The sequence below is a fragment of the Sulfitobacter sp. R18_1 genome (genome assembly GCF_017743915.1).
Taxonomy (GTDB): domain Bacteria; phylum Pseudomonadota; class Alphaproteobacteria; order Rhodobacterales; family Rhodobacteraceae; genus Sulfitobacter; species Sulfitobacter faviae.
This window is the reverse complement of the sequence record NZ_JAGHRG010000011.1, coordinates 171,958-190,160: the sequence shown is the minus strand read 5'-3', so window position 1 is coordinate 190,160 and position 18,203 is coordinate 171,958. Positions and strand designations below refer to the sequence as shown.

Sequence of the window (18,203 nt, the reverse complement as noted above, 5' to 3'; positions counted from 1 at the left end):
ACGCCCCGCATTCTCCCCGCCGGTCCGGCGCTTTGCCCTTGCATCCGCGCGCCCCGCGCAGGATCAAAGGCCCATGACATTGAACCCCGCCGACACCGCCTTCACCGACACCCTGCGCGCGCAACTGCCAGACGTTGTGCTGCGCGACCCCGAGCAGCGCTACCTCGAAGAACCCCGCGGCCGCTACGCGGGGCAGGGGGGCGTCTTGGCCCTGCCGCGCAGCACCGAGGAGGTCGCCACCCTGATCCGCGCCGCCCATGCCGCCCGCGTGCCGGTCGTGCCCTATGGCGGCGGCACCGGCCTTGTCGGCGGCCAGATCAGCAGCGATGGCCCCGCACCGCTGATCCTCTCCCTCGAACGCATGAATCGCATCCGAGCCGTCCTGCCCGAAGAGAATGTACTGGTCGCCGAAGCAGGCACGATCCTCGCCGATGTTCAAACCGCCGCCGAAGAGGCAAACCGCCTCTTCCCCCTGTCCCTCGCCGCCGAGGGCACCGCGCGCATCGGCGGCACGCTTTCGACGAATGCAGGCGGCACCGGCGTGCTGCGCTACGGCAACGCCCGCGACCTCTGCCTCGGCCTCGAAGCCGTCCTGCCTGACGGCCAAATCTGGCACGGCCTGACCCGCCTGCGCAAAAACAACACCGGCTACGATCTGCGCAACCTGCTGATCGGCGCCGAAGGCACCCTCGGCGTGATCACCGCCGCGGCCCTCAAGCTCTACGCGCGCCCCGCCCGCAGTGGCACCGCGCTCATGGTGGTTGAGAGCCCCGGTGCCGCATTGGCGCTCCTCTCCCTCGCGCGCGATCACTTGGGCGAAATGATCAGCGCTTTCGAATTGATGCACCGAAGAGGTTTCGATTTCCTTAACGAAACCCTGCCCAACATCCGCCAACCCTTCGCCGAAACCCCGGAATGGTGCGTCCTGATCGACATCGGCACCCCCGGGGAGATCGATACCGACGCCGCCCTAGAGGCCCTCTTCGCCGCGGCGCTAGAGGCGGGCCTCGTCTCCGATGGACTCATCGCCCAGAACGCCCAGCAGGCCCAAGATTTCTGGACCATCCGCGAAACCATCCCCGAGGCCAACCGCCTGATCGGCTCGGTCTCCAGCCATGACATCTCGGTGCCCCTCGGCGCGATCCCCGAATTCATCACCCGCGCCACCGATGCGCTCTCAGCGCTCGGCGACTTCCGCATCAACTGCTTCGGCCATGTCGGAGACGGCAACCTGCACTACAACGTCTTCCCCGCAAGGGGCAAAAGCCGCGCCGACTACGAAGACAAGCGCGGCCCCGTGAAACGTCTGGTGCACGACCTCGTCCACGACCTCGGCGGCTCGTTCAGCGCGGAACATGGGGTGGGCCGCATCAAGGTCGACGACCTCGAACGCTACGGCGACCCCGCCAAACTCACCGCCATGCGCGCCATCAAAACCGCGCTCGACCCCCAAGGCATCATGAACCCCGGCGCCGTCCTAAAGGCTTAAAGCCCGTCGAAAGCGCAGAGCGCATGCACCTCTTTGCCAAGCGCTTCCAAACGCTTGCGCCCGCCCAGTTCCGGCAGATCGATGATAAAGGCGCAGGAAACGATCTCGCCCCCCAAACGCTCAATCAGTTTGATCCCGGCCTCCGCCGTGCCGCCGGTGGCCAAAAGATCATCCACAACCAGAACCTTCTCGCCCGGTTTGATCGCATCGTCATGCAGCTCGACAATGGCCTCGCCATATTCAAGCTGATAGTCCTGACTGATCACCGTGCCGGGTAGCTTGCCCTTCTTGCGGATCGGCACGAAACCCACGCTCAGCTGATGCGCAATCGCCCCGCCAAGAATGAAACCGCGCGCCTCCAGCCCCACGACCTTATCAATCGCAATCCCCGCATAGGGGTGCAGCATCTGGTCGATCGCCATGCGAAACCCGCGCGGATCGGCAAAAAGCGTTGTCACGTCACGAAACATGATCCCCTCATGGGGGAAATCTACGATCGTGCGAATATAGTCCTGAACCTGTTTCATGCCGCCCTTCCGCGTGTTTGACCGGACCCGTCTTAGCGCAACGCGCCGCCCGGGCGAACCCCCCATCTGCGCCCGCCGCACAACATCCAAGAAGAGGCGCCACCCCCCTCCCTTCATCCTTTCTTAAATACCTTCCGCACTCAGCCAAGCAAAGCCGCCGCCTGCGGTCATAGCATCCGCCCCGCCACCGCATCCAGCTTGGCCAGCAATTCCGGATCCCGCGCATCCGGCTGGGTCAGGATCGCAAATTCCAGCGCCCGGTCACAACCATGCGGGCAGGGCGCGCGCTCGGCACCCAAAAGCGCGGGCAGGCGCGAGACCATGGCGCGGCCCTTGTCGGCGTTGCCCATCAGCGTGGCGATGATCTGCGTCACATCCACCTCGCCGTGGTCCGGGTGCCAGCTGTCGTAATCGGTGATCATCGCGACACTGGCATAGCAAAGCTCGGCTTCGCGGGCGAGTTTCGCCTCGGGCATATTGGTCATGCCGATCACATCCGCCCCCCAGCTGTCGCGGTACATTTTGGATTCCGCGAGCGTCGAGAACTGCGGCCCCTCCATCGCCAGATAGGTGCCGCCCCGGTGCACGTTGATGCCCGCGTCTCGTGCTGCGGTCTCGCAGGCGTCCCCCAAGCGCGGACAGGTGGGATGGGCGACCGAGACATGGGTCACGCAGCCGGGGCCGAAGAAGCTCTTTTCGCGCGCCATGGTGCGGTCGATGAATTGGTCGACGATCACGAAGTCGCCCGGGGCCATCTCCTCGCGGAACGACCCGCAGGCTGAGACGCTGATCACATCCGTGCAGCCGAGCCGTTTGAGCGCGTCGATATTCGCGCGGTAGGGGACGGAGGTCGGCGTATGCACATGCCCGCGGCCATGGCGCGGCAGAAAGACCATGGCGACCCCATCCAGCGTGCCGGTCAGCACTTGATCCGAGGGCGCGCCCCATGGCGTCTCCACGGTGACCCAATCGGCATCCTGAAGCCCGTCGATGTCGTAAATGCCGGAGCCGCCGATCACGGCGATTTTCGTATCTGTCATGAGGGGTAAGCCTGTGCCTTGGATGGTTGCGGGTAAGGGTCAAAGAACCTCATAGAATGCCACGGGGATCAAGTGTTTTTGCCGAGAGGCAAGACACGACTGCGTCAGGCAAGGGGGCGAAAGTGTTTCTCCATTGCAGCAACTCCCGTGGCCCAATCGCCAAGACGCTTTTCTTTGCGGCGAAATTCCTCTAGGTGCAGCCAAAAGCGCCCCGCATCCGCGGTCAGGGCGCTATACCCGTTTTCCGAAAGTCAAAGGACGCCCCCATGCGCGCCACGCTGCACAATTTCGCCAAGAACCTCGATGTGACCGATCTGCGTTGGATGCCGGATGACGGTTTTTCCATCGGGCGGCTGCGGATCGAACTGCTGTCGGGGCTGACCGTGGCGCTGGCGCTGGTGCCCGAGGCGGTGGCCTTCGCCTTCGTCGCCGGGGTGCACCCGCTGGTCGGGCTTTATGCTGCCTTCCTCGTTGGTCTCATCACCGCGCTGATCGGTGGTCGGCCGGGTATGATCTCGGGCGCCACAGGCGCACTGGCGGTGGTCATGGTCGCCTTGGTGGCGCAGCATGGGGTTGAATACCTCTTTGCCACCGTGGTGCTGATGGGGCTTTTGCAGATCTTCGCAGGGGTCATGCAGTGGGGCAAGTTCATCCGTCTGGTGCCGCACCCGGTGATGCTGGGCTTTGTCAACGGACTTGCCATCGTGATTTTCCTTGCCCAGATGAGCCAGTTCAAAGTGCCCGGCACCATGGTCGATACCGGCCACGGCATGGGCGGTGGCGAATGGCTTTCAGGCCAGCCGCTCTACCTCATGCTGGCGCTGGTGGCGGCGACCATGGCGATCATCTGGATCACCCCGCGCATCACCAAGGTCATCCCCGCGCCGCTAGCGGGCATCGGCGTGATTGCCGCCGTGGTGATCGGTTTCGGCCTTGACGTGCCGCGGGTGGGTGACTTGGCGTCGATCCAAGGTGGCTTGCCGAGTTTGCATATCCCCATGGTGCCGCTGACTTGGGAGACCTTTGAGATCATCCTGCCTTACGCCGTCATCCTCGCGGCCATCGGTCTGATTGAAAGCCTGCTGACCCTGAACCTCGTCGGGGATCTCACCGGCGAGCGCGGCGGCGCGAGCCAAGAATGTATCGCGCAAGGTGTGGCCAATACGGTCACCGGTTTCTTCGGCGGCATGGGCGGCTGTGCGATGATCGGTCAGTCGATGATCAACGTGAAATCCGGCGGTCGCACCCGTGTCGCGGGGATCGCGGCGGCGGTGTTCTTGTTGCTCTTCATCCTCGTCGGCTCCTCGGTGATCGAGCTTATTCCGCTGGCCGCTCTGGTGGGCGTGATGTTCATGGTGGTGATCGGCACCTTCGCGTGGAACTCGCTCACCATCCTGCGCAAAGTGCCGCTGATGGACGCTTTCGTCATCATTCTGGTGACCGTGGTGACTGTGATGGAAGACCTCGCCGTGGCGGTGGTCGTCGGCGTGATCGTCTCGGCATTGGCCTATGCGTGGAACAACGCCCGGCGCATCCACGCGACCACGCGGGAATCGGTGACCGAGAAGGGCGCCAAGGTCTATGAGATTCACGGGCCGCTGTTCTTCGGCTCTTCCGATGGCTTTGCCGAGCTTTTCGACGTGGAGAACGACCCCGAGGTCGTAATCGTCGATTTCGCCGACAGCCGGGTGGTGGATCAATCCGCCCTACAGGCGATCGAAGCGATGGCCGCGAAATACGAGGCCGCGGGCAAACGTCTGCAACTGCGCCACCTCAGCCGGGATTGTCACCGTCTGCTGAACAAGGCGGGGCATTTGATGGTCGATAGCGATGACGACCCTGATTACGAATTGGCGGTTGATTACGATGTGCGCACCGGGGTTCTGGGCGGGCACTGAATGGAAAACCCGGCGCCGAAAGGTGCCGGGTTTTTTGTAGCCTTCTTAGTTAGCTACTTCTCGGTCAAGTTTGCCACCCGGCCCGGGACAAGCCAAAGGCGCCGGGCCATCGCCTACCCGCCCCCCGGGTAGGCGATTTGGTGAGGCTGGGCGCAACCTTGCGAGCACACATCACAGCTGAAACATAAAGTGGCAGTTGGCGTCGTCAGATCGCCGACCCGCGGGAAGGCGATGCCCCTCATCAATCATCAGGCCGCTTCAACTCGAACACATCCCGCACCACCGTGTAATCGCGGTACCCCAAACGCGACAGCGGCTGGAAACGGGTCACGTCGAACCGCCCGTCAACCACGCAATCGTCGCGCATATGCACGCCCACGACCTCACCGAAAACCGCGAAATTCGCCTCGCCCGGCAGTTGCACGATCTGCGTCAGCTTACACTCAAGGCTCGCGGGCGCATTCGCCACCCGCGCGCAGGCGATCTGCTCGCATTCGGCCTTGTCGATCCCGGCGCGGGCGAATTCATCCTCGCCATGAGGCAGCATGGCAGAACTCACGTTCATCACGTCGCGCGCCGCATATTCCACCACGTTCACGCAGAACACCCCGGTCTCCCGGATGTTGGCCACGGAATCCTTGGTGCCGTCCACGTCTTCCTTGGCGCTGGTCGAGGCGAACATCACCTGCGGCGGCACATAGGCGACGGCGTTGAAAAAGGAATAGGGCGCGAGGTTGTCTCGACCCGCGCCATCGCGCGTGGAAATCCAGCCGATGGGGCGGGGGCTAATGATGGCGTTGAAAGGGTTATGCGGCAGACCATGGCCGTCTTCGGGACGATAGAACATGTACACTCCTTGATGGTTTGCACCCATGGCTAGCCTCATGCTACGTCCAGCGCCACCCGCAATTGCTCCCGAAAGCCTCCGGCCTTGCATCAGACGCCCTACAAGATGACCCCGGAGGTGCCCGCCGACCATTGGGAGGTTGAAGCGCTCTATGACACCTGTTTCGCGCCGGGGCGCGAGGCGCTGTCGTCTTACCGTCTGCGCGATGGCGTGCCGCCGGTCGCGGGGCTGAACCATGTGGCGCGCGACAGCGGTGGGATTCTGGCCGGGGCGATCCGCTATTGGCCCGTGCGCATCGGCGCGGCGAAGGCGCTTTTGCTGGGGCCGGTAGCGGTACACCCGACAAGGCAGGGCGAAGGGCTGGGCGCGGGGCTGATCGAAACCTCGCTTGCGCAGGCGGCCCCGCTGGGCTGGGAGCGGGTGATGCTGGTGGGCGACGCGCCCTACTACAACCGCTTCGGCTTTGCCCTGTTGCAAGGGGTCGAGATGCCGCCGCCCACGAACCCCGCGCGCATCTTGGGCCGCGCCTTGACCGAGGGGGCTTGGGCCGGGGTGACAGGCAAGGTTCGCCGCTGGCACGATTGATTTTACCCCGCTCGCGACCCACATTGAGCCTAAGCTCAAAGAGGGACGCCCATGCAGATCGAAAGCAACCTGCCCAGCACCATTGATGTCGATGCCCGGCTGGATGAGATCGCCCGCCGGTATAAACAGGCGGGTGGCGTGGGCATCCATGTGCTCAACCTCATCGGCGGCAGCGCGGATGGGTTGATCGACCGTCTGCCGGGGGCGGTGCGCCGCAACCTCGAAGGGGCGACGATGAAGGCGCTAGGCCATGCCATGCAGGCCGCCCATTCCAGCCGCAGCTATGTGAAAGACCAACAGGGCTGGCTGAACCAAGCCGTCTCGACCGCGATGGGCGCCGCAGGCGGGGCCGGGGGGCTGCCGACCGCCTTGGCCGAACTGCCGGTGACCACCACGCTGCTGTTGCGGGTCATCCAAGGGGTGGCGGCTGAACATGGGTTCGATCCCTCGGCGGAGAATGTGCAATTCGACTGCGTGCATGTCTTTACCGCCGCCGGGCCGCTGGCAGATGACGATAGCGCCGATCTGGGGTTTCTCACAGTGCGCATGGCGCTCACGGGCCGCGCGATGAATGCGGTGATTGCCCGGGTGGCCCCGCGTCTGGCGCTGGTGCTGGGGCAAAAGCTTGCCGCGCAGGCGGTGCCGGTGCTGGGCGCTGTGGCTGGGGCTGCGACGAACTATGCCTATACCAGCTATTACCAAGACATGGCCCATGTGCATTTCGGCCTGCGCAAACTGGCGATAGAGGCGGATATCCCGCAAGAGGAACTGGTCGCCCGCCTACGCAAGAAAATGGGCAGTACGCCGCCCAAACTGTGATCAGCGCCCGATGTTGCCCGGGGCCACGGTGGTGGCTTTGAGGATGGCATAGCAGCCCATGCCCGCGCGCAGATCAAGGTCGCGGACCGCCCGCGCCGTCACCCGCGCCAAAAGGCGGTCTCCGCCTGCGTCGAGTGCGATGGCCGCACCCGGTCCGTCGCCGGGATGCACGGCCTCGACCCGCACGGGCAGGATGTTGACCGAAGACAGCCCCTCGGGCCGCGCGCGCGACAGGATCACATCCTGCGCCAAGACCCGCAGCCGCACCCGCGCGCCCACCGGCGCTTGCACGCCGGGAAGCTCCAACTGCCCCGCCCGCACGGCGAGGGTCGAAAGCCCATCCTCGGCATGGGCGATGACATCGGCCTCCAGCACCGCGCCCGCTTCGCGCACGCCCAGCAGCGGCACGGCTGCCGGGTCGGCCATCACGTCGAATAGCGCGCCTTGAGCCTTCAGCCGCCCGTTCTGCAGCAGCACCAAGCGATCGGCGAGGCGGGCGATCTCGTCCACCGCATGGCTGACGTAGAGGATCGGCAGGCCCAACACCCCGTCGCGCAGCCGTTCGAGATAGGGCAGAATCTCTTGCTTGCGCGGCCCATCGAGGCTGGCCAGCGGTTCGTCCATCAGCAACATGCGCGGATGGCACAGCAGCGCCCGGCCAAGGGCGACGCGCTGTTTCTCCCCGCCCGAAAGCGTTGCCGGGGCACGGTCGAGCAGGGGCTCAAGCCCCAGAAGCGCCACGACATCGGCAAAACCCGCGCCTTGGCTGCCGCGGGGCGCATAGCGCGCGCCGAAGGTTAGGTTGCCGCGCACGTCCAAATGGGGAAAAAGCCGCGCGTCTTGAAAGACATAGCCCAGCCTGCGGCGATGCGGCGGCACCCAGATGCCGCGCTGCGTATCCAAAAGCACCTCACCGTCCAGCACCACGCGCCCGACATCGGGGCGCAGCAATCCGGCAAGCGCATTGATCACCGTCGTCTTGCCTGCGCCGGAGCGGCCAAAGAGCGCGGTAATCCCGCCTTGGGTGGTGAAAGACAGATCTAGATCGAAGCCGTCGAACCCATGGCGCAGCGTGACCTCAAGCATCAGCGCGCCCCCGAAATGCGTTTCGCGACCCGCCGTGCCAAGGCTTCGGAGAGCAGCACGGCGGCCAGCGCCACAAACCCGGCCAGCCCGGCCATGGCCAGCGCACGATTCTCACCGCCGGGCACCTGCAATGCCGTCCAGATCGCGCTTGGCAGGGTTTGGGTCTGGCCGGGGATATTGGCGACAAAGGTGATCGTGGCGCCGAATTCACCCATCGCCTTGGCAAAGCCCATCACCGCCCCAGCGAGGATGCCGGGAAAGATCAGCGGCAGGGTGACGCGGCAAAATACGCTCAGGCGCGGCGCGCCCAAGGTGGCGGCGGCGTCTTCGATCCGGGGGTCGACCGCCTCGATCGCCAGCCGCATGGCGCGAACCATCAGCGGGAACCCCATGATCAGCGCGGCCAGCACCGCGCCCGTCCAATGAAAGGCAAGACCGATGCCGAGGCTCTCTAACAGGCGGCCCAAAGGGGCGTTGCGGCCAAAGCCGAGCAGCAGCAGGTACCCCGTCACCACCGGCGGCAACACCAGCGGCAGATGGACCAGCGCGCTTACCACGCCTTTGCCGCGAAACTCCTTCCGGGCGAGGATCCACGCCACCCAAAGCGCCAGCGGCAGGGAGCAGAGCATCGCCACGCTGGCCACCCGCAGCGACAGCAACAGCGCGGCCCAAGCGGCGGCGTCAAGATCCATGATCGGCCCGAAGGAACCCGTGGTCCACAAGGATCGCCTGCGCCGCCTCGGTGGTCAGGAAATCGACCAGCGCCTTGCCCTCAGGCGTCAACGCCGCTGCGGGATAGGTGATCGGGGCATGGGCCTCGGCGGGCACCTCATAGACGGTTTGCACCTCTGGCTCGGCCTTCGCGTCGCTGGCATAGACCACGCCAAGCGGCGCATCGCCTCGCGCGACCAAGGCCAGTGCGGCGCGGACATTGTCGGTCTCGGCCAAGCGGCTTTGCAGCCGTTGCCAAAGCCCCGCATGGGTGAGCCATGCACGGGCATAGCTGCCTGCGGGAACGGCGTCGCGTTGTCCCATGGCAAGCCGCCCCTCCGCGCCAAGCCGGGCGGACAGCTCGGCGGGATCGGCAAGTGGGGCGCTGTCGGCGGGGGCAATCAGCACGAGCCGGTTGCGGGCGATGATCTGCGCAGTCTCTGCCCCCTCCACGCCTTTGTCCGCGAGCCATGTCATCCAGTCGCTATTGGCCAGCAAGACCACATCGGCGGGCGCTCCGGAGGCGACTTGCCGTGCCATCGTGCCCGACCCGCCGTAAGACAGCACCACCGGCGCGGGGAAATCCGCCGTGACCTCCTCCAAGGCGCCGCGCAGGCTGGCGGCGGCAAAGACCGTCACGGGCGCCTCGGCCCGAAGGGGCAGGGCAAGGCTGCAAAGCACTGTCAGAAGAGCGGAAAATCTTATCATTTTGGTAGTATCTTTGATGCGATGAAAGGGGGCAAGGGGATATGGCCAGACGGGGATCGCCGCGCTAGGGTCAAGGGGAAACAACCTGCCAAGGGGCGCGGCTGCAACGGATGGTGAAACAGGCTCCGATATCCTTGAACGGCGGACAGAAGGATGAGCTGCGCATTCAATTCGCGGCGCTCTGCTGGCGTCGTAAACGGGGCAAGTTGCAGATCCTGCTGATCACTTCGCGCGGGAGCAAACGTTGGATCATTCCCAAGGGCTGGCCGATGGAGGGCAAGACCCCCGCCGCCTCGGCCTTGGTCGAGGCTTGGGAGGAAGGCGGCGTCGTGGGGCAGGCGCGGGGGCAATGTCTGGGCGTCTATAGCTATGCCAAAACCGGCGCGGATGGGACCTTGCCCTGTCTGGCGATGCTCTACCCGGTAAAGGTCAAGGCGCTGGCCAAACACTTCCCCGAGAAGGGACAGCGCAAGCGGATGTGGTGTTCGCGTCGCAAGGCCGCGCGGCTGGTGGAAGCCCCCGATCTGGCGCGGCTGATCCGTGATTTCGATCCGCGCAGCGGTGGTTTGGCGGGCTGACCGCGCGGCGTTTCGATGTGCGCCGCGCCCGCGCTTGTCTTGACCTCTTTCGCGCTGCAGCCCATTTAAAGCAGAGAGTTTGAGGACCGGGCGAATGATCCGTTATGCACTGAAATGCGAGGCCGGGCATGGTTTCGAAAGTTGGTTCCAATCCGCGGCAGCCTTTGACAGCCTCGCCCGTGCGGGCCATCTGAGCTGCGCGGTCTGCGGCTCGACGGAGGTGAGCAAATCGCTGATGGCCCCGCGGGTCACCTCGGGCGGCAGCGCTCCGGCTGCGCCGGAAGCGGCAGAAAAACCGCAACCTGCCGAGACACCGGCTCCGGCCCTGTCCAATCCGGCAAGTGATGTGGAAAAGGCACTGACGGCCCTGCGCAAAAAGGTCGAATCCACCTCCGATTGCGTCGGCAAGAATTTCGTGCGCGAGGCGCGGGACATGCATGCGGGGCGGACCCCCGAACGCCCGATCTATGGCGAGGCGCGGCTGGATCAGGCGCGGGCCTTGGTGGCGGAGGGCGTGCCCTTGATGCCGCTGCCGTTCAAACCCAAACGCCAACTTTCCTAAAGGCCCATTTTCATAAAGGATCGCCCATGACCATCGTTATCACAGGCGCCAGCCGCGGCATCGGCGCGGCGCTGGCCCGCCAGTATAAAGACGCGGGCGAAGAGGTGATCGGCACCGCACGCGGCGCAGGCGCGCAGGCCGTGCTGGACGTGACCGACCCGGCAAGCCACGCGTCCTTCGCCGCAAGCCTGCAAGACCGTCCGCTGGACCTGCTGATCTGCAATGCGGGTGTGTATCTCGACAAGGGCGATGACTTGGATACCGGCTTTGGCCCCGACCTCTGGGCGCAGAGCTTTGCGACCAATGTGACCGGGGTTTTCCTCACCGTGCAATCCCTGCTGCCCAACCTGCGGGCGGCGCAGGGGGCGAAAATCGCGATCATTGCCTCGCAGATGGGCTCGCAGACGCGGGCGCCGGGGGGCAGCTATATCTACCGCGCCTCCAAAGCGGCGGCGATCAATCTGGGGCGCAATCTGGCGGTGGACCTGAAGCCCGAGGGCATCGCGGTGGGCATTTACCACCCCGGCTGGGTGCGCACCGATATGGGTGGCGATCAGGGCGAGATCAGCGTTGAAGACTCGGCGCAAGGCCTCGCCGGGCGGATCGCCGCGCTGGACATCGCCCAGACGGGTTGTTTCGAGACTTGGGATGGCCGCGCGCATCCGTTCTAGGCGGCGCTACATAACGTCATGTTAAATAGGCTTGCCCTTGCCGTGCCGTGGGCTTAGACCGCGCTGGACTGTTGCGCGGGGGACAATATGCCTGTTCTGGTTATGAAATTCGGTGGGACTTCGGTTGCCACTTTGGACCGTATCCGCCGCGCGGCAAAGCGCGTCGGCGTCGAGGTGGCCAAGGGCTATGACGTGATCGTCATCGTATCTGCCATGTCGGGCGAGACGAACAAGCTGGTGGGTTTCGTCAATGAGACCTCGCCGCTCTATGATGCGCGCGAATATGACGCCATCGTGTCGAGCGGGGAGAATGTCACCGCCGGGCTGATGGCGCTCACTTTGCAGGAAATGGACGTGCCCGCGCGGTCTTGGCAGGGCTGGCAGGTGCCGGTGCGCACCACCGATGCCCATTCCGCCGCCCGGATCGAAGAGATCCCCACAGACAACATCACCGCCAAGTTCGGCGAAGGCATGAAGGTGGCCGTGGTCGCAGGTTTTCAGGGCATCAGCCCGCAGGGCCGGATCACCACGCTGGGCCGGGGCGGGTCTGACACGACCGCCGTGGCCTTTGCCGCCGCCTTTGGCGCGGAGCGTTGCGATATCTATACCGACGTGGACGGCGTCTACACGACCGACCCGCGGGTCGAATCCAAGGCCCGCAAACTTGACAAGATTTCCTTTGAAGAGATGCTGGAACTGGCCTCTCTCGGGGCGAAGGTTTTGCAGACCCGTTCGGTCGAACTGGCGATGCGCTACAAGGTTAAACTGCGGGTGCTGAGCAGTTTCGAAGAACAATCTGACGACGCCGGGACGCTCGTCTGCGATGAGGAGGAAATCATGGAAAGCAATGTGGTGGCCGGGGTCGCGTTTTCCCGTGATGAGGCAAAGATGACCTTGGTGTCCGTGGCGGACCGCCCCGGCATCGCCGCGACGATCTTTACCGCGCTCAGCGAGGGCGGCGTGAACGTCGATATGATCGTTCAGAACATCTCGGAAGAGGGGCGCACCGATATGACGTGGTCCTGCCCCGTCGATCAGGTGATCCGCGCTGAAAAGGCGATGGAAAAGGCCCATGAAGAGGGGATCATTAACTATCAGGAGTTGATCGCCGACAAGGCCGTGGCCAAGGTTTCCGTGGTGGGGATCGGCATGCGCAGCCACACTGGCGTGGCCGCCAAGATGTTCAAGGTGCTCTCGGACGAGGGGATCAACATCAAGGTGATCACCACCTCCGAGATCAAGATCAGCGTGTTGATCGACCGCAAGTATATGGAATTGGCCGTGCAAGCTCTGCACGACGCTTTCGAGCTTGATAAAGCGGCCTAAACATCTGCGATGACACGGGTTTTGCGCAAGGTGACCCCTTGCGTAAATCTGCAGCATCCCGCCGATATGCTGGCCGAGGATGTAGGGTATGGCGCGAATAGCATTTCTATCCTTGCGCGAGTGCGCTAAACCCTGCTCCAGAGGGACAGGGACCGGATCATATGGCCGAACGGGTTGAGACAGAAAGCCGCAAGCTGCTGGGGCGGCTGCGTGATGCGATGGCCAGCGATGTGGCGGGCCAAGCGCGGCTGGATAAGATCACCCAGTTGATCGCCAATTCCATGGGCTGCGAAGTCTGCTCGATCTATCTGTTCCGCGACGAAGACACGCTTGAGCTTTGCGCCACCGAAGGGCTGAACGAAGCGGCGGTGCATGAAACGCGCATGAAACTGGGCGAAGGTCTGGTCGGTCGGGTCGCCAAAAGGCGCACGGTCATCAACACGCCCGATGCGCCCCAAGCCGCCGGTTTCCGCTTCATGCCCGAGACGGGGGAGGAGATTTATTCCTCCTTCCTCGGGGTGCCGGTGCAACGTCTGGGTGAGACGCTGGGCGTGCTGGTAGTACAGTCCAAGGTCGCGCGGGAGTTCTCCGCCGATGAGGTCTATGCGCTTGAGGTCGTGGCGATGGTGCTGGCCGAAATGGCCGAGCTTGGCGCCTTTGTCGGCGAGGGGGCTGCGATGTCGGCCCGGCATAGCCAGCCGGTGCTGCTGCGCGGCACCGTGGGGCAGGAGGGCGTGGCCGAGGGGCACGTCTGGCTGCATGAGCCGCGGGTGGTGGTCTCTAACCCCATTGCCGACGATCCGGAACGTGAGACGGAGCGGCTGACCGAAGCGGTCGAGCAATTGCGGCTCAGCGTTGACCAATTGTTAAGCCTTACCGCCGACAAAGAGCAGCAGAAGGTGCTCGAAGCCTACCGCATGTTCGCCAATTCCAAAGGCTGGATGCGGCGCATGGTGGAGGATATTCAAAGCGGGCTGAGTGCTGAGGCCGCGGTCGAGAAAGAGCAGTCTATGGCCCGCGCCCGTCTGGGGCAGGTCAATGATGCCTACCTGCGCGAGCGGTTGTCGGATCTGGATGATCTGTCGAACCGCTTGCTGCGCAATCTGACGGGGCAGGGCAGCGATACCGGGGCCGAGATGCCGGTCGATCCGATCCTCGTGGCGCGCAACATCGGCCCGGCGGAACTGCTGGATTACGGGCGGTCGCTGCGTGGCATTGTGTTAGAGGGCGGCTCGGTCGGCTCGCACGCCGCTGTCGTCGCGCGGGCGCTGGCGATTCCGCTGATCGTCCATGCCAGCCGCGTGACCAATGACGCGCTGAACGGTGATCACATCATGGTCGATGGTGAGCAGGGCGTGGTGCATCTGCGCCCGGACGATACCGTGGCCACGGCCTTTCGCGACAAGATCGCGATGCAGGCGGCGGCGCAGGAACGCTATGCTTCGATCCGCGATAAACCGGCTGAGACGAAATGCGGGCGGATCATCAGCCTACAGATGAACGCAGGTCTGATGGCCGATCTGCCCTCGCTCGAAGGGTCGGGGGCCGAAGGGGTTGGGCTCTTCCGCACCGAATTGCAGTTTCTGGTGCGCAACCAGATGCCCCGCCGGACCGAGCTTGCCGCGCTTTATGCCCGCGTGCTCGACGCCGCCCATGGCCGCCGCGTGGTCTTTCGCACGCTCGACATCGGGTCGGACAAGGTGCTGCCCTATATGAAGCCCCATGATGAGCCGAACCCGGCCTTGGGCTGGCGCGCGATCCGGGTGGGGCTGGACAAGCCCGGTGTCATGCGGATGCAGTTGCAGGCCCTGATCCGTGCCGCCGCGGGCCGCCCGCTAGCAGTGATGTTCCCCTTTATCGCCCAGTTCGAGGAATTCCGCGCCGCCCGCGCCGAGGTCGACAAGGCGATGGAGCGTGAGCGTATTCTGGGCCATGTCCTGCCCGAAAAGCTGGAGGTCGGCGCCATGTTGGAGACCCCCAGCCTCGCCTTTGCGCCGAAGAAGTTCTTTGAAGAGGTCGAGTTCCTGTCGATCGGGGGCAATGATCTGAAGCAGTTCTTCTTCGCCGCCGACCGCGAGAATGAGCGGGTGCGGCGGCGCTATGACACGCTGAACGTCTCTTTCCTGACCTTCCTTGAGGGCATCGTAGAACGCTGCGCCGAAACAGATACTGCGCTGTCTTTCTGCGGGGAGGATGCGGGCCGCCCGGTCGAGGCGCTGTGTTTCGCGGCCATCGGGCTCAAGACCCTGTCGATGCGCCCGGCATCGATCGGGCCGGTCAAAAGCCTGCTGCGGCGTTGCAATCTCGACGACGTGCGCGCGGTCATCCATGCCGCACGAGAGCAGGGCGAGATGTCGGTCAGGGGCGCGGTGATGGACTACGTCCGCCAGCAGCACCAGCACTAAGCGCTGCGGCTATCTGCCGTGATAATCCCGAAACCAAGCGACGGAACGCGCGATGCCTTCGTGAATGTCTGTTTGCGGGCGATAGCCGGTAAGCCGGTGTAGCAGCGTCGCATCGGCCCATGTGGCGGGGGCGTCACCCATCTGCATCCCCATGTAATTGCGGACCGCCCGTTTGCCGAGCGCGGCTTCGATCGCCCCGACGAAATCCAGCAGGCGTACCTTTTCGGAATTGCCGATATTCACCACGCGGTAGGGGGCCGCGGTGGAGAGCGAATCCCAGTCCGGCGGCGGTGGCGCCGTGCCCGGTTGCGGCGGGACGCAATCCATCAGCAGTCGAATGGCGCGCACCAGATCGTCGACACAGGTGAAATCGCGGTACATCTCGCCGTGATTGTATATATCGATCGGGCGCCCGTCGAGGATCGCGTCGACGAATTTGCTCAACGCAAGGTCGGGCCGCCCCCAAGGCCCGTAGACGGTGAAGAACCGAAACATCGTCGTCGGCAGACCCCAGAGATGGGCATAGGCATGGGCCATCCCCTCATTCGCCTTTTTCGTGGCGGCGTAGATCGACAGGGGCCGGTCGGTGGCCCCGGTCTCGGCGAAAGGCATATCGGTATTGGCGCCGTAGATTGACGAGGAGGAGGCCATGAGCAGGTGTTTCACCTCCAACCGCCGAGCAGCCTCCATCACGTTGAAGGTGCCAGTGATATTCGCCTCCAGAAAGGCGCGGGGGTGGTCGATGCTGTGGCGCACGCCTGCATGTGCGGCAAGGTGCACGATCATGTCGGGGGCAAAGTCATCGACCAGCGCGTCAAAGGTCTCACGGTCTTCCAGCAGGGCTTCTTTGGTGGTGAAATGCTCATGCTGAAGCAGCATCGCATGGCGGCGTTGTTTCAGGGCGACGTCGTAGTAATCGGTCATCCCATCATAGCCCTGCACCCGCGCGCCTTCGGCCAGCAACAGCCGGGCAAGGTGAAAGCCGATGAAACCGCCCGTGCCGGTGACAAGTATCCTTTGCGTGCTGTCCATTCTGGCATCCTCGCTTTGCGCGGCTTGAGTTGCCTTTCCCATCGTCCTGGTGAAGGTTGGGCCGTGAATGCTAAAAATTTGGTTAAATTTGGGCCGGAAACTGCAAAGCACTGTCAGGCGGGCCAAAATCAAGTCGCGGCAGGACGAAACGCTTCGCGGGCAGGGCGCGCGAAGGACCATCACAGGGAAAGCGGCCCATGCCCAAGAACGTTCTTTTCATCATGTGTGACCAGCTTCGCTGGGATTACCTCTCCTGCACTGGCCATCCGCATCTGCACACGCCGCATATCGATGCGTTGGCCGCGCGCGGGGTGCTTTTTGACCGCGCCTATGTGCAATCGCCGATTTGCGGCCCCTCGCGCATGTCGTTCTACACGGGCCGCTATGTCAGCTCGCATGGGTCGACTTGGAATGGCATCCCGCTGAAAGTGGGGGAGATGACGCTGGGCGACCACCTGCGCCCCTTGGGTGTGCGCACGGCGCTTTGCGGCAAGACCCATATGGCCGCCGATATCGAAGGGCTGCGCCGCCTTGGCCTGTCGCCCGAAAGCGAGATTGGCGTGCTGATTTCGGAATGCGGGTTCGAACCCTATGAGCGGGACGACGGGCTGCACCCCGCTGGCGGGCCCTACGCCCGCAACCCCGCCTATGACGCGCATATGAAGGACCGCGGCTGGCAGGATGAGAACCCCTGGCATTCCGTCGCCAACAGTGCCGAGGACGCAGAGGGCAATATCCTGAGCGGCTGGTTTCTGGACCACGCCGACAAACCGGCCCGCGCCGCGGATGAGGAGAGCGAGACGCCCTATATCACGGGCCGCGCCATGGATTTCATCCGCGAGGCCGGCGATGAGCCGTGGTGCCTGCACCTGAGCTATATCAAACCGCATTGGCCCTATATCGTCCCCGCGCCCTACCATGATCTCTACGGGCCCGAGAGCCATTTGGACCCGGTGCGCAGCGCGGCGGAAAAGCGCGATCCGCATCCCGTCTATGGCGCATTCATGCAAGAGCGCGTCTCTCAAGCCTTTTCCGATGATGCCACCCGAGGCCGGGTTCTGACTGCCTATATGGGGCTGATCAAACAGCTCGACGACCAGATCGGCCGGCTGATGGCGTTTCTCACCGAAGAGGGGGTCGCGGATGATACGATGATTGTCTTCACCTCGGATCACGGCGATTACCTTGGCGACCACTGGATGGGGGAGAAGGAGCTTTTTCACGACCCCTCCGCGCGCATCCCGATGATCGTCGTCGATCCCCGCCCCGAGGCCGATGCGACCCGCGGGGCAAAATCCTCGGCACTGGTCGAGGCGATCGACGTGGTGCCCACCATTCTTGATTATTTCGGCGGCGCCGCCGTGCCGCATATCATCGAAGGCCGATCCCTCTTGCCGCTGCTGCATGGCAAGGCCGAGCGGCTGCGCGATTGCGTGGTCTCGGAATACGACTACGCGCAGCGCGACGTGCGCAAACGCTTGGGGGTCGAGGTGAAGGACGCCAAGCTGACGATGCTCTTCGACGGGCGGTGGAAATACGTTTTTGCCGAAGGGTTCCGCCCGATGCTGTTCGATCTTGAAAGCGACCCCGACGAGTTGGACGATCTGGGGGCCGACCCCGCCCATGCGCCTGAGCGCGCCCGGCTAGAGCGACTGCTGTTTCGCTGGACGCGCCGCACCGCTCAGCGCACCACCATCTCCGACGCCAAGATCGCAGCCAGCGATGCCACGATGGGCGAGGCGACGGCGGGTATTCTAATCGGCTACCGGAATGAGGATGAGTTGCGCGAGGTTTTGGCGGCGGCGGGGAAAGGTGGTGGGGGGTGAGACATGGCCGCGCCGTTGATGACGAGGGGGCCTGGGCGGCTTTTAAGAGGAGCGCGCGCATAGTGGTTTCACCGGGGCGGCGGTATCGCGTAG

General features: G+C 64.2%; 17 protein-coding genes. 10 read left to right on the top strand and 7 right to left on the bottom strand.

Annotated elements, in window-relative coordinates; translation table 11 throughout:
• Positions 1-73 precede the first annotated feature (73 nt).
• Positions 74-1,489, top strand: coding sequence for an FAD-binding oxidoreductase (locus J7392_RS20075; protein WP_209219105.1), 1,416 nt, complete (start codon positions 74-76; stop codon positions 1,487-1,489).
• Here the strand turns inward: J7392_RS20075 and J7392_RS20070 are convergent.
• Together J7392_RS20070 and J7392_RS20065 are read right to left on the bottom strand one after the other, a co-directional pair.
• Positions 1,486-2,016 carry an adenine phosphoribosyltransferase gene (locus tag J7392_RS20070; protein ID WP_067267801.1) on the bottom strand — a complete coding sequence of 177 codons (531 nt, stop codon included), beginning with the start codon at positions 2,014-2,016 and terminating at the stop codon, positions 1,486-1,488. The two genes, J7392_RS20075 and J7392_RS20070, sit on opposite strands and share 4 nt — an antisense overlap.
• Before the next feature lie 167 nt (positions 2,017-2,183).
• Positions 2,184-3,056, bottom strand: a complete 873-nt coding sequence (locus tag J7392_RS20065; protein ID WP_209219104.1) for an S-methyl-5'-thioadenosine phosphorylase — start codon at positions 3,054-3,056, stop codon at positions 2,184-2,186.
• 266 nt (positions 3,057-3,322) lie between these two features.
• Here J7392_RS20065 and J7392_RS20060 point away from each other — a divergent pair, with 266 nt between their 5' ends.
• Complete coding sequence (locus J7392_RS20060; RefSeq protein WP_209219103.1) at positions 3,323-4,954, top strand: SulP family inorganic anion transporter; 1,632 nt, start codon at positions 3,323-3,325, stop codon at positions 4,952-4,954.
• Between the two features lie 241 nt (positions 4,955-5,195).
• On the opposite strand, the gene J7392_RS20055 is transcribed toward J7392_RS20060, so the two are convergent.
• Entirely contained in the window at positions 5,196-5,801 is a 606-nt protein-coding gene (locus J7392_RS20055; protein ID WP_067267806.1) for a flavin reductase family protein, read from the bottom strand.
• A 105-nt stretch (positions 5,802-5,906) separates the two neighbouring features.
• On the opposite strand from J7392_RS20055, the gene J7392_RS20050 reads away from it, so the two are divergent.
• Together J7392_RS20050 and J7392_RS20045 are read left to right on the top strand one after the other, a co-directional pair.
• The gene (locus tag J7392_RS20050) at positions 5,907-6,386 is read left to right on the top strand and encodes an N-acetyltransferase (RefSeq protein WP_209219127.1); all 480 of its coding nucleotides are present in this window, start codon (positions 5,907-5,909) and stop codon (positions 6,384-6,386) included.
• Between the two features lie 51 nt (positions 6,387-6,437).
• Positions 6,438-7,205 (top strand): EcsC family protein, encoded by a 768-nt coding sequence (locus tag J7392_RS20045; protein WP_209219102.1) that lies wholly within the window; start codon positions 6,438-6,440, stop codon positions 7,203-7,205.
• On the opposite strand, the gene modC is transcribed toward J7392_RS20045, so the two are convergent.
• The 3 genes from modC to modA are packed head-to-tail and all read right to left on the bottom strand — an operon-like array spanning position 7,206 to position 9,710.
• Positions 7,206-8,294 (bottom strand): molybdenum ABC transporter ATP-binding protein, encoded by a 1,089-nt coding sequence (gene modC / locus J7392_RS20040; protein WP_209219126.1) that lies wholly within the window; start codon positions 8,292-8,294, stop codon positions 7,206-7,208.
• Positions 8,291-8,983, bottom strand: a complete 693-nt coding sequence (gene modB, locus J7392_RS20035; RefSeq protein ID WP_209219101.1) for a molybdate ABC transporter permease subunit — start codon at positions 8,981-8,983, stop codon at positions 8,291-8,293. The genes modC and modB overlap by 4 nt, the downstream gene beginning before the upstream one ends.
• Positions 8,973-9,710, bottom strand: coding sequence for a molybdate ABC transporter substrate-binding protein (modA, locus tag J7392_RS20030; RefSeq protein WP_209219100.1), 738 nt, complete (start codon positions 9,708-9,710; stop codon positions 8,973-8,975). Before modA ends, modB begins: the two co-directional genes overlap by 11 nt.
• Before the next feature lie 110 nt (positions 9,711-9,820).
• Here modA and J7392_RS20025 point away from each other — a divergent pair, with 110 nt between their 5' ends.
• The 5 genes from J7392_RS20025 (at position 9,821) to ptsP (ending at position 15,252) form a co-directional block, all read left to right on the top strand.
• Positions 9,821-10,288 (top strand): NUDIX hydrolase, encoded by a 468-nt coding sequence (locus tag J7392_RS20025; protein ID WP_067267814.1) that lies wholly within the window; start codon positions 9,821-9,823, stop codon positions 10,286-10,288.
• 94 nt (positions 10,289-10,382) lie between these two features.
• On the top strand, positions 10,383-10,850 hold the full coding sequence (locus J7392_RS20020; protein ID WP_209219099.1) for a DUF1178 family protein: 468 nt from the start codon (positions 10,383-10,385) through the stop codon (positions 10,848-10,850).
• 26 nt (positions 10,851-10,876) lie between these two features.
• Positions 10,877-11,521, top strand: a complete 645-nt coding sequence (locus tag J7392_RS20015) for an SDR family oxidoreductase (RefSeq protein ID WP_209219098.1) — start codon at positions 10,877-10,879, stop codon at positions 11,519-11,521.
• An 87-nt stretch (positions 11,522-11,608) separates the two neighbouring features.
• Complete coding sequence (locus J7392_RS20010) at positions 11,609-12,847, top strand: aspartate kinase (protein ID WP_209219097.1); 1,239 nt, start codon at positions 11,609-11,611, stop codon at positions 12,845-12,847.
• Between the two features lie 161 nt (positions 12,848-13,008).
• Complete coding sequence (gene ptsP / locus J7392_RS20005; protein WP_067263814.1) at positions 13,009-15,252, top strand: phosphoenolpyruvate--protein phosphotransferase; 2,244 nt, start codon at positions 13,009-13,011, stop codon at positions 15,250-15,252.
• 9 nt (positions 15,253-15,261) lie between these two features.
• Here ptsP and J7392_RS20000 read toward each other — a convergent pair whose 3' ends face one another.
• Positions 15,262-16,284, bottom strand: a complete 1,023-nt coding sequence (locus J7392_RS20000; RefSeq protein WP_209219096.1) for an NAD-dependent epimerase/dehydratase family protein — start codon at positions 16,282-16,284, stop codon at positions 15,262-15,264.
• 197 nt (positions 16,285-16,481) lie between these two features.
• Between J7392_RS20000 and J7392_RS19995 the strand changes: the two genes are divergently transcribed.
• Positions 16,482-18,110, top strand: coding sequence for an alkaline phosphatase family protein (locus J7392_RS19995; protein ID WP_209219095.1), 1,629 nt, complete (start codon positions 16,482-16,484; stop codon positions 18,108-18,110).
• Positions 18,111-18,203 lie beyond the last annotated feature (93 nt).

Coding starts and splice junctions, on each gene's coding strand:
- J7392_RS20000 (WP_209219096.1), bottom strand. CDS start 16,284: ATGGACAGCACGCAAAGGATACTTGTCACCGGCACGGGCGGTTTCATC.
- J7392_RS20075 (WP_209219105.1), top strand. CDS start 74: ATGACATTGAACCCCGCCGACACCGCCTTCACCGACACCCTGCGCGCG.
- J7392_RS20060 (WP_209219103.1), top strand. CDS start 3,323: ATGCGCGCCACGCTGCACAATTTCGCCAAGAACCTCGATGTGACCGAT.
- J7392_RS20015 (WP_209219098.1), top strand. CDS start 10,877: ATGACCATCGTTATCACAGGCGCCAGCCGCGGCATCGGCGCGGCGCTG.
- J7392_RS20025 (WP_067267814.1), top strand. CDS start 9,821: ATGGTGAAACAGGCTCCGATATCCTTGAACGGCGGACAGAAGGATGAG.
- J7392_RS20020 (WP_209219099.1), top strand. CDS start 10,383: ATGATCCGTTATGCACTGAAATGCGAGGCCGGGCATGGTTTCGAAAGT.
- modA (WP_209219100.1), bottom strand. CDS start 9,710: ATGATAAGATTTTCCGCTCTTCTGACAGTGCTTTGCAGCCTTGCCCTG.
- J7392_RS20055 (WP_067267806.1), bottom strand. CDS start 5,801: ATGTTCTATCGTCCCGAAGACGGCCATGGTCTGCCGCATAACCCTTTC.
- J7392_RS20050 (WP_209219127.1), top strand. CDS start 5,907: ATGACCCCGGAGGTGCCCGCCGACCATTGGGAGGTTGAAGCGCTCTAT.
- J7392_RS20010 (WP_209219097.1), top strand. CDS start 11,609: ATGCCTGTTCTGGTTATGAAATTCGGTGGGACTTCGGTTGCCACTTTG.
- J7392_RS19995 (WP_209219095.1), top strand. CDS start 16,482: ATGCCCAAGAACGTTCTTTTCATCATGTGTGACCAGCTTCGCTGGGAT.
- J7392_RS20065 (WP_209219104.1), bottom strand. CDS start 3,056: ATGACAGATACGAAAATCGCCGTGATCGGCGGCTCCGGCATTTACGAC.
- J7392_RS20070 (WP_067267801.1), bottom strand. CDS start 2,016: ATGAAACAGGTTCAGGACTATATTCGCACGATCGTAGATTTCCCCCAT.
- ptsP (WP_067263814.1), top strand. CDS start 13,009: ATGGCCGAACGGGTTGAGACAGAAAGCCGCAAGCTGCTGGGGCGGCTG.
- J7392_RS20045 (WP_209219102.1), top strand. CDS start 6,438: ATGCAGATCGAAAGCAACCTGCCCAGCACCATTGATGTCGATGCCCGG.
- modB (WP_209219101.1), bottom strand. CDS start 8,983: ATGGATCTTGACGCCGCCGCTTGGGCCGCGCTGTTGCTGTCGCTGCGG.